The organism is Sphingobium sp., assembly GCF_035511395.1.
GTDB lineage: Bacteria > Pseudomonadota > Alphaproteobacteria > Sphingomonadales > Sphingomonadaceae > Sphingobium.
The window spans coordinates 1-9537 of record NZ_DATKFP010000340.1 but is presented as its reverse complement, the minus strand read 5'-3'; the positions used below and the strand labels follow the sequence as shown (position 1 = coordinate 9537).

General features: G+C 62.4%; 10 protein-coding genes. 8 read left to right on the top strand and 2 right to left on the bottom strand.

Annotation, left to right across the window (positions count from 1 at the left end; all coding sequences use genetic code 11):
- The 7 genes from VMR39_RS23410 to VMR39_RS23380 all read left to right on the top strand — a co-directional run.
- A partial coding sequence (locus tag VMR39_RS23410) for a zinc-binding dehydrogenase (RefSeq protein WP_325419704.1) occupies positions 1-686 on the top strand: 686 nt, incomplete at its 5' end.
- Positions 687-760: 74 nt separating this feature from the next.
- On the top strand, positions 761-1789 hold the full coding sequence (locus VMR39_RS23405; RefSeq protein WP_325419701.1) for a phosphotransferase family protein: 1029 nt from the start codon (positions 761-763) through the stop codon (positions 1787-1789).
- Entirely contained in the window at positions 1786-2217 is a 432-nt protein-coding gene (locus VMR39_RS23400) for a hypothetical protein (RefSeq protein WP_325419699.1), read from the top strand. The genes VMR39_RS23405 and VMR39_RS23400 overlap by 4 nt, the downstream gene beginning before the upstream one ends.
- 20 nt (positions 2218-2237) lie before the next feature.
- Entirely contained in the window at positions 2238-3353 is a 1116-nt protein-coding gene (locus VMR39_RS23395; protein WP_325419697.1) for a hypothetical protein, read from the top strand.
- Between the two features lie 4 nt (positions 3354-3357).
- Positions 3358-4134, top strand: a complete 777-nt coding sequence (locus tag VMR39_RS23390; RefSeq protein WP_325419695.1) for an SDR family oxidoreductase — start codon at positions 3358-3360, stop codon at positions 4132-4134.
- Positions 4135-4327: 193 nt separating this feature from the next.
- A complete protein-coding gene (locus tag VMR39_RS23385; RefSeq protein WP_325419693.1) occupies positions 4328-6361 on the top strand; it encodes a TonB-dependent receptor in 2034 nt (677 codons plus the stop codon).
- 384 nt (positions 6362-6745) lie between these two features.
- A complete protein-coding gene (locus tag VMR39_RS23380; RefSeq protein ID WP_325419691.1) occupies positions 6746-6952 on the top strand; it encodes a hypothetical protein in 207 nt (68 codons plus the stop codon).
- 60 nt (positions 6953-7012) lie between these two features.
- Here the strand turns inward: VMR39_RS23380 and VMR39_RS23375 are convergent, their stop codons facing one another.
- Together VMR39_RS23375 and VMR39_RS23370 are read right to left on the bottom strand one after the other, a co-directional pair.
- Complete coding sequence (locus tag VMR39_RS23375) at positions 7013-8119, bottom strand: NAD(P)-dependent alcohol dehydrogenase (RefSeq protein ID WP_325419689.1); 1107 nt, start codon at positions 8117-8119, stop codon at positions 7013-7015.
- Between the two features lie 10 nt (positions 8120-8129).
- Positions 8130-8339, bottom strand: coding sequence for an SDR family oxidoreductase (locus VMR39_RS23370; protein ID WP_325419687.1), 210 nt, complete (start codon positions 8337-8339; stop codon positions 8130-8132).
- A gap of 387 nt (positions 8340-8726) precedes the next feature.
- Between VMR39_RS23370 and VMR39_RS23365 the strand changes: the two genes are divergently transcribed.
- Complete coding sequence (locus VMR39_RS23365) at positions 8727-9500, top strand: hypothetical protein (RefSeq protein ID WP_325419685.1); 774 nt, start codon at positions 8727-8729, stop codon at positions 9498-9500.
- Positions 9501-9537 lie beyond the last annotated feature (37 nt).

Here is a 9537-nt window from a genome sequence, read left to right as displayed (position 1 = left end):
GGCACCTGGCCCTGGCTGCCTACAACTGGGGCGAGGGCAATGTGCAGCGCGCCATCGCCCGCAACACCAAGGCGGGCCTGCCCACCGATTACCTCAGCCTGAACATGCCGGCCGAGACGCGACACTACGTGCCCAAGCTGTTCATCATCGCCCGGCTGAAGGCATTGGGACTTGGCCCGATACTGGCGATCGAACCCAATGCCGCGCGGCGGGCGATGGCGGAGCGAATGGGCGCCGACATCGTGCTGTCTCCCGGCAATAATACAGGTGCGACATGGTGGAACGACCTTGGCCTGCCGATCGGCATGTCGGACGCCATGGCCGTCACCACCGAGCAGAAGAACCGCAGCCGCGCCATCGTCTTCGAATGCGTCGGCAAGCCCGGCATGCTGATGACGCTGGCGAAAACTGCACCCACCGGAGCCACGCTCGTCGTGGTCGGCAACTGCATGGAAACCGATGCGATCGAACCTGCGTTCCTGTTGCAGAAAAGCCTGACCCTGCGCTTCGTCTTTGCTTACTCTCCCCCGGAGTTTGGCGAGGCTTTCGCCATGATCGCCGACAATCCCGACAGGCTGGCGCCGATGGTCACAGGCATGGTCGGCCTGACGGAACTGGACACCGCCTTTGCCGCACTGACCGGGGGCGACGGCAGCCAGGTGAAGCTGCTCATATCCTCCTCATAGGTGGATTTCCGTCCATCCCCTCTATGCGGGGATCGGCCTAACCTGCCCTTCTCTCCAGAACTTTCGAGAGACGCATGAAACCGATTAGCGCAGACCTTCTCCAAACCTATCTCGGCCACAAGCTGCCCCGATGGACGCAGCTTGCGGTCGAGAATCTTTTCCGTCTGCCGCTCGGCGCTTCACGCGAGACATTCCGTTTCGACCTGTCCTATGTCGACGAGCAGGGGAAGGATCAGCGCACCGGCATGATCCTGCGCCGCGATCCGCCCGCCAGCAATGTCGAGAGCGACCGTGCCCATGAATTCGCCGCTTACCGTGCGATCTACGGCCATGGCATCCCGGTGCCCAAGATGATCCTGCTGGAGCCGGACGCATCCCATTTCGACGGCGCGATCAGCCTGGCCGAGGATCTGCGCGGCTATCATAACAGCGAATATCAGTTCCAGGATCCGGCCTGGGCCGATCGCCTACCCCATGTCGCGCAGCAAATGTGGTCGACCATGGGGCGGCTCGCGGCCGTGCCGGTGGAAGCGCTCGACATGAGCTTCACCCGTCCCGCGACGGTAGAAAACACCGCCGCACAGGAACTGGCGAGCTGGGTCGATGTTCTGGATCGCCACGATGTCGGCGCGGAACCGATCACGCGCGCCGCGATCCGGGCGCTGAAACGCTGGCAGCCGACCGCGCAGAAGCTGGCCATGGTCCATGGCGACTTTCGCGCCGGCAACTTCCTCTATGACGACGCCGGCGACCTGATCGCGGTGCTGGACTGGGAAATGGCCCATCTTGGCGATCCGCTGGAGGATCTGGGTTGGAGCCTCGCCCGTGTCTTCTGCTTCGCCAAGGACGACCGCTATTGCGGCCTTGCCACCCGCGAAGAGGCGGTGGCGATCTGGGAGCAGGCAAGCGGCCTCACGGCAGATCCCCGCGCGCTCCACTGGTGGGAGTTGCTCAACTGCATCAAAGGCCAGGCGATCTGGAACAGCTGCGCCCATGTCTGGCAGTCGGGACAGAACCGCGACGTGATCCAGGCCTACGCCGCCTGGTGGCTGCGCAACGCGCAGGACCGGGCCATCCTCGAACTCATGGGAAAGCTGTCATGAAACCGGACATTCCCGCCGTGCTTGAAGACGTCGCGCGCCAATTGCGCGAGTCGATCCTGCCCGACCTCAAGGGTTTTAAAGCGAACATGGTTGGCATGACTGCCGCAATGCTCGACATAACGGCGGAGGCCTGGGACGGCGCGGCCGACCGGCTGGTCCGGGAAAATGGCGCGCTGGCGGGGCTGCTGACGCAGGGAGCCGATGTTACCGGGGATGCGACCTTTCGCAATGCCGCGACGGAAGAACCGGAAGACCTGAAGATATCGACGCTGGAGCGGATCAACGACCAGCGCCGCCGCGCCCTTGTCACCCTTCAGGTGCGGATCGAGGCGGAGGACAGCTCCGCTGCAAAGGCGCTCGACGCCGCCATCTGGGACGAACTGCGCGCGTCGACCGAGCGGCGCCGGGTCGCGCTCGCCAATTTCTGAACAATCGCACGGAGAGAATGATGCTGACAGCCGCCGACGATTTTCCGATCCACCAGACGCCAGAGCCGATCTGCTATTCGGGCACGGACCGGAATTTCTACGACCGCTACTGGTTCAACGGATTCGAACCGGATGGTTCGCTCTTCTTCCTGATCGGCATGGGCACCTATCCGCACCTCAACGTCACCGACTGCGGCATTTCCATCCAGGTCGAAGGCAAGCAATATTGCCTGCGCGGATCGCGCGTCCTGACCGACCGCATGGACATGAGCATCGGCCCGATGCGGCTGGAAGTGCCCAAGCCGCTCTGGACGCTGCGCTTCGTGGTGGAGGAACAGGCCGGCATTGCCGCCGATCTCACCATCACCGGCCGCGCCTTCCCGATCGAGGAACCGCGCTTCACCCGGCGCGTGGGAAAGCGCGGTTTCCTCGATTACACCCGCCTGACCCAGAACGGCCATTGGTCGGGCTGGATCAGCATCGACGGCCGTCGCATCGACCTGTCGCCCGAGGCCATGGGCACGCGCGATCGCAGCTGGGGCATCCGCCCGATCGGTCTGTCCGATCCGCAGCCCAATGTGCCTGAAGCGCCGCAGGGCTATTTCTGGCAATGGACCCCGCTCAATTTCGCGAGCAAGAGCCTGTTCTTCCACATCGCCGCCGAGCCCGACGGCCATGTCTGGAACAGGCGCTCCGTCCTCTGCCCCGACGGCGCCGGCCCGGAAGATTTTCTGGAAACGCAGGAAGGCCATCTTGAAACGGTGCTGCAACCAGGCACGCTCTGGCCGGAAAGCGGCACGTTGACGGTCGATTATGGCACCGGGCCTTACACGGTCGAGTTCACGCCCTTCCACCGGATGCAGATGAAGGGGATTGGCTATTTCCACCCCGAATGGTTCCATGGCCGCTATCATGGCATGCCGTTGCGGGTGGAGCGCGAGGATTTCACCGTTGACGATCTCGATCCCACGGCGATGCAGAATTTCCATGTGCAGCGCCTGTCGCACCTGACGCTGACCAACCCGGACGGCAGCCAGGAAAAGTCGGTCGGCGTGTTCGAACAGGCGATCCTTGGCGCTTATGCGCCGCTGGGCGTCACGAGCGGCATGGACATCAGCCGCTGGGACAAGGAATAGGGCGATGGCGCGGCTCGACAACAAGGCCTGCATCGTCACCGGCGGATCGGCGGGCATCGGCCTCGCCATCGTCCGCCGGCTGTTGAACGAAGGCGCGCATGTGCTGTTCTGCGGACAGGATGAAGGGCGCGGAGCGGAGGCGCTGGCGGCGCTGGACACGCCCAACGCCCATTTCCTGCGCGCCGATATCAGCGAGGAATCAGACTGCGAGGCGCTGATAGCGGGGGCGGTCACGCTGTTCGGGCGGCTCGACATATTGGTCAACAATGCCGCCAAGGCGGCCGTCAGCCTGATCCCGGACCATAGCACGGAAGACTGGCGGCGCAGCACCGCGGTCAATCTCGATTCCGTATTCTTCCTCTCACGTGGGGCCGTCCGCCAGTTCCGCAAGCAGGGCGGCGGCGTCATCGTCAATGTCGCATCAATTTCCGGACTGGCGGGCGATGGTGCCTACCCATCCTATTGCGCGCAGAAGGGCGCGGTCATCAACCTGACCCGCGCCATGGCAAGCTATCATGCACGGGAGAATATCCGCATCAACGCGCTCTGCCCTGGCTTCGTCGAGACACCCGCGACCGATGCGTTCAAGGCCTTTCCACAATTGCTGGAAGACTGGTTCAAGTCGATCCCGGCGCAGCGCCCCGCAGCGCCTTATGAGATGGCGTCTATCGTCGCATTCCTGGTGTCGGACGACGCCAGCTACATGCACGGGTCGATCGTCGTGGCGGACGGCGGGGTGATGGCGGCGACGGGTCAACCGACGCAGGTACCCATCGGATGAACGCGCGCGCTCTGCCATTAGCGTCCATCGTCCACGCCGATGAATGGACCGCCAATAGCAAGTGGACGTGAATTTATCAGAAGAGGAAGTTTCGAACAAAATCGAACCTGGAGATAATGACAAACATAGGAGGGGAATGATGAAAAGCATAATATTCCGGACGTCTTGCGCATTATTACCGCTGGCTATTGCAATGCCCCCCGTCCTTGCGCAGGAACCTCAGGATCAGGCGCCACAGGCGAACAGTGGTGAAGTGGGGCTGGCCGATATCGTCGTCACCGCCCAGCGCCAGTCGGAATCGCTGATGAAGGTGCCGGTCGCCGTGACCGCGCTGACGCCGACCGACCTTGCGCGTCAGGGCGCCAACTCCACCTTCGCGCTGAGCGCCGCCGTCCCCTCGCTCCAGGTCACGTCAGCCTTTGGTGAAGCCCAGCCGAACTTCACCATGCGCGGCATCGGCGTGGGCAATGAATATGGCGCCAATCAGGTATCGCCGGTCGGCATCTACACCGACGACAATTATCTTTCCGCGCGCACCATGCACGGCCTTCAACTATACGATCTGGAACGCGTCGAAGCGGTGCGCGGCCCGCAAGGTACACTATATGGCCGCAACACGACCGGCGGCGCGATCAACTTCATCTCCGTGAAACCCAATCTGCAATCGGGTACGCGCGGCTATGTCGAGGGTGGCTACGGCCGCTTCAACGAGGTGAAGGGCCAGGCCGCGATCGAAGGCACACTGGTCGACGACGTTCTCGGCTTCCGTGCCTCGGTCAACTATGTCGAGGCGGACGGGTTCGTGAAGAATATCTTCCCCGGCCAGCCAGATGCCAACAGCCGCGATTCCCTCGCCGGCCGCCTCATCATTCGCGCCCGCCCGACCGAGCGGCTGGACATGATGCTGAAATTTACCGGATCGAAGGGCAAGCCCACGCAGGCCGCCGCCTTCCACCTGACCAATGGCACTTCGGGATATGACCGGGCGCAGGATAATCTCAGCTTTTTCGAGACGAACCAGCCTGATCTTGGCTTCAACGACGTCAAGAATGCCGGCGTGCAGTTCAACATCAATTATGAGCTGACCGACGCCCTCTCGCTCCAGACCTTGACCGCCTATGACTGGTCCAAGCAGCAATTCACGCAGGAAGGATCGGGCACGCCGGTCGTTGGCCTGCTTCAGACCAATTATGGCGACACCTACAAGCAGTTCAACCAGGAATTGAAGCTGGCCTATACCAATGCGGGCACCAATATTCAGGCAGGCGTCTATTATGGATGGGACCATATCGACAATGTCGACAAATATCGGTTGATCCAAATCCTTTATTTCTACCAGCACTATCAACAGACGCGCAAAAGCTACGCCGCCTTCGCCCAGATCAACCAGAAGCTGGGCGATCATCTCGGCTTCACGGTCGGCCTGCGCTACACCAAGGACAAGAGCCGCCATTATGACGCCTATTCCTTCCTGACGCAATTTGCCGACCCCGCAACGTCGCCGGCCTTTGGTACCTATGATTTCGATCCGGCCGATCCCGATGCTGCGTCTATCAGCTTCACCCACGGGACAATCTCTCCCGCCGGCGTGATCACGCCGGAAGCCAGCAAGAGCCGCTCAAGCAGCCGGCTGACCGGCAAGATCGGCGTCGATTATACGTTCGACAGCGGTGCGATGGTCTATGCCAACTACAGCCGCGGCTATCGCGCCGGTTCCTTCTCCAGCCAATTCTATGCCGGCAATCCGATCGACTTCGTGCCGCCGGAAAAGGTGGAAGCCTATGAAGTCGGCGCGAAGGCACGCATGTTCGACAACCGCGCGAACCTGACCGCCGCGGCCTTCCTGACGAAATACAAGAACCAGCAATTGAACGAGGTTATCGGCACCACCGGTTTCATCCGGTCGGCGCCCGGCTCCACGATCAAGGGGTTCGAACTGGAATTCAATACCCGCTTCATCTCCAGCCTGAAGACCAATTTCGCCTTCACCTGGCTCGACGCGACCTATGACCGGCTGACCCTGTCGGGCACGGTGCTGGACGGCAACCACCTGCCCAACGCACCCAGGATCACGATCAACGCGGGTGCGGACTGGACACTAGGCGAACTTGGCAACGGCAGCATCATCTTCTCGCCGAACCTGATCTACACCAGCAAGCAATATTTCTCGCCCTTCAACGACAAGGCAGGGAACGTCAACCTGCACGCGCCGGGCATATCCGGGTAAATGCGACGCTGGGCTGGGAAAGCGAACAACTGGCGATCCGCCTGTGGACGACGAACCTCTTCAACAAGAAGATATTCATGTACGGCCTCAACCTGCGCGATGCCTTTGGCTACGACTATATGCTGCACGCCCCGCCGCGCACCTATGGCATTACCGCCCGCTACAATTTCTGATCGGGATGCAACGAGCGGGCCGCTCCCTGGGGAGGGAGCGGCCCGTCTATTCAATGAGTTTCGTCACTTTCTAACCAGATCTGTTCGCTCTGAGCGAAACGGATGAAAAGTCATCGACGGGCATTCGTAAACCACCGACAACCTCAACAGCCGCCTCATTGGCAAGCGCGCGATCGTGACCGGCGGGGCGTCGGGCATTGGCGAGGCGACCGTGCGCCGCTTTCTTGGCGAAGGTACCACTGTGCTGGCCGCAGACATCCGGGCCGACGCGCTGGCCCGACTGACGGAGTCGCTGCCGTCCACCGCGCTGATCGCGGAGCAGGTCGGCATGATGGACCTGAACGCGGTCGAAACCCTGATCGCGACCGGCGCGCGCAGGCGGGGTGGGATCGGGCGATTACGGCTTTGCCGCCTATAATGCGGCCAAGGCTGCGGTCATCAACCTCAGCCGGGCAATGGCGCTGGATCATGCGCCCCATCAGGGGATCAGTACCGCCTTCACGCAATCGCCCCGCGCCTGCGCTTCCACCGCCTCGTTGATCTGCGCCAGCGGGAAGGTCCGGATCAGCCGGTCGAAGGGAAAGCGCCCTGCCCGATACAGATCCACCAGCTTGGGAATGAAGCCGTCCAGATCGCTGTCCCCTTCGATGATGCCATGGATGCGATGACCATAAGTGATGAGCGCGGCAAGGTTGATGGACAGGCTGCTGTCCGGTTTGGGCGGCACCCCGACCAGCCCCAGCAGGCCATGGCTGCCGAGCGAGGCCAGCGCGGCCTCTACCACAGCTTCCCGCCCGCTGGTTTCGAACGCGAACTCCGCCCCGTCGGGCAGGATCGCGCGGATCGCGTCCGGCAGCGAAGCCTCCGCCGCCGGGTCGATCACATGGGTCGCACCCAGCGACAGGGCCAGGTCGCGCCGGCTGGCGACCGGTTCCACCACGATGATCGTCGCGCATCCCTGAATCACCGCACCCATGGCCGCCGCCAGCCCAACCGGCCCGGCGCCGAAGATGGCGATGCTCGAACCGGCGGGACAGGCAAGCGAGCGCATCACCCCGCCCGCCCCGGTCTGAAACCCGCAGCCCAGCGGGCCGAGTAGTTCCAGCGGTACATCATCCGCCTCGATCTTCACGACATTGCGCTCCTGCGCCAGCGCGTGGGCAGCGAAGGAGGATTGGCCGAAGAAATTGGCGGAGAGCGGGGCATCGCCCTGCCGTACGGCGGAACTGCCGTCCGCCCGTGTCCCCGCATAGTTGAGCGTGGGAAATTCGCGGCAATAGGAAGGCAAATGTTCCTCGCAGCGCGCACAATGGCCGCAACTGGCAAAGCCTATCACCACCCGGTCGCCCGGCGCGACCTTGGTCACGCCCTCGCCCACCGCTTCTACGATGCCGGCCCCTTCATGGCCCAACACGGCGGGCAGCGGGATCGGGATGAACTGATCCCGCGCGACCAGATCGGTATGGCACAACCCAACGCCGGCGATGCGCACCAGCACTTCGCCCGGCCGGGGCAGCTCGATGATGATCGGCTCGATCGAAAAGGGCTGATACGCGGCGCGGGCGATGGCGGCGATGCTTTCCATGGCGGTTCCTTCAGACTGCGGTATAGCCACCATCGGCGACGAATTCGGCGCTGGTGATGAAAGCGGCATCGTCGCTGGCGAGAAAGGCGACGAGCGGGGCGGTATCCTGCGCCGGCCCCAGCCGCCCCATTGACACCAGTTGCGCCAAGGCGGCCAATGCGACTTCCGGCGGGACCAGAGCGCCCATCTCGTCGCGGGGCGATCCTCGGACCAGGGTCATCATCCTCTCCTTACTTATGCGCCATCCCTTACGTTCAGAACCTTCAGCCCGTTGACGAAGTCAGCCCCTGAGCCGGCATCGCGCCGCCATCATAGTGAACCGACTGACGTGCTCCGCCAATAGGCCGAAAACCACCCAGGGCTGCATTTCAGCAGGCCGGTTCCCCGTACACAGGCTGGCTGGCGAGGCTGTGACAACGTTTCACGAGAAGCTGGAGCTGGTCATCCGCGCGGCCCGCCTCCAAGACGGATAAAAATCGGTCGAACCCTTCCTGGGGACAGGCGAATGCCTTGCGAGGCGAACGACTGAAGGCAAGCGAACAGCAAGCATTGGAACAGAAGCGGTGACGGCCCGTTCCCTTAGCCCATGCTGACGAAGGTATTCCCTATGACCTGCGACCCCGCCGCCTTCGATCCGCCGCCGGAGGCTAGGCAATTCTATGCCGAAAGCCTGGCGGAACTGGTAGCGTCGGGCATCCCTTTCATGCTGTCGGGCACCTATGCGCTGGGCTGCCATACGGGCATCGTACGGCCGACCAAGGATCTGGATGTCTTCTGCAAGGCCGGTGACGCGCCGCGCATCCTCGCTCATTTCAAGCATCTTGGCCATGAGGTGGAGTTCGAGGACGAACGCTGGATCGGCAAGGTTTGGAAGGACGGCAATTTCTTCGATGTGATCTACAATATCTCCTCGGCGAGCCTGCCGGTGACGGAGGAATGGTTTCGCGACGTATCCCATGCCGAGGTCTATGGCACCCGCGTCCGCATAACTCCCCCGACCGAATTCATCCTCTCGAAACTCTTCATCCAGGATCGCTACCGCTATGACGGCGCGGATGTCGCGCACATGATCCTGAAGCAGCATGAGGCGATCGACTGGCAACGCCTGCTAGACGCGATGGAACTGCATTGGGAATTACTACTCATCCATCTACTTAATTTCCGCTTCATCTACCCGACCGAGCGCCACTGCATACCGCTCTGGCTGTTCGAGGAATTGCTGGGCCGCCTGGAAACCCGCGCGGAATTGCCGGTTCCCAAGATCCGCGTCTGCCGGGGACGATTGCTTTCCCCGCGCGACTATCTGGTCGACATCACCGAATGGGGTTTCGCCGACGTCGTTGGAAAAGGGCTGGAGGAAAGCCATGACAGAAACAAGTGATGCATCGCCACCTGGCAAACTGACTGTCGCCGCAATC

Coding starts and splice junctions, on each gene's coding strand:
- VMR39_RS23385 (WP_325419693.1), top strand. CDS start 4,328: ATGCCCCCCGTCCTTGCGCAGGAACCTCAGGATCAGGCGCCACAGGCG.
- VMR39_RS23365 (WP_325419685.1), top strand. CDS start 8,727: ATGACCTGCGACCCCGCCGCCTTCGATCCGCCGCCGGAGGCTAGGCAA.
- VMR39_RS23395 (WP_325419697.1), top strand. CDS start 2,238: ATGCTGACAGCCGCCGACGATTTTCCGATCCACCAGACGCCAGAGCCG.
- VMR39_RS23400 (WP_325419699.1), top strand. CDS start 1,786: ATGAAACCGGACATTCCCGCCGTGCTTGAAGACGTCGCGCGCCAATTG.
- VMR39_RS23370 (WP_325419687.1), bottom strand. CDS start 8,339: ATGACCCTGGTCCGAGGATCGCCCCGCGACGAGATGGGCGCTCTGGTC.
- VMR39_RS23375 (WP_325419689.1), bottom strand. CDS start 8,119: ATGGAAAGCATCGCCGCCATCGCCCGCGCCGCGTATCAGCCCTTTTCG.
- VMR39_RS23390 (WP_325419695.1), top strand. CDS start 3,358: ATGGCGCGGCTCGACAACAAGGCCTGCATCGTCACCGGCGGATCGGCG.
- VMR39_RS23405 (WP_325419701.1), top strand. CDS start 761: ATGAAACCGATTAGCGCAGACCTTCTCCAAACCTATCTCGGCCACAAG.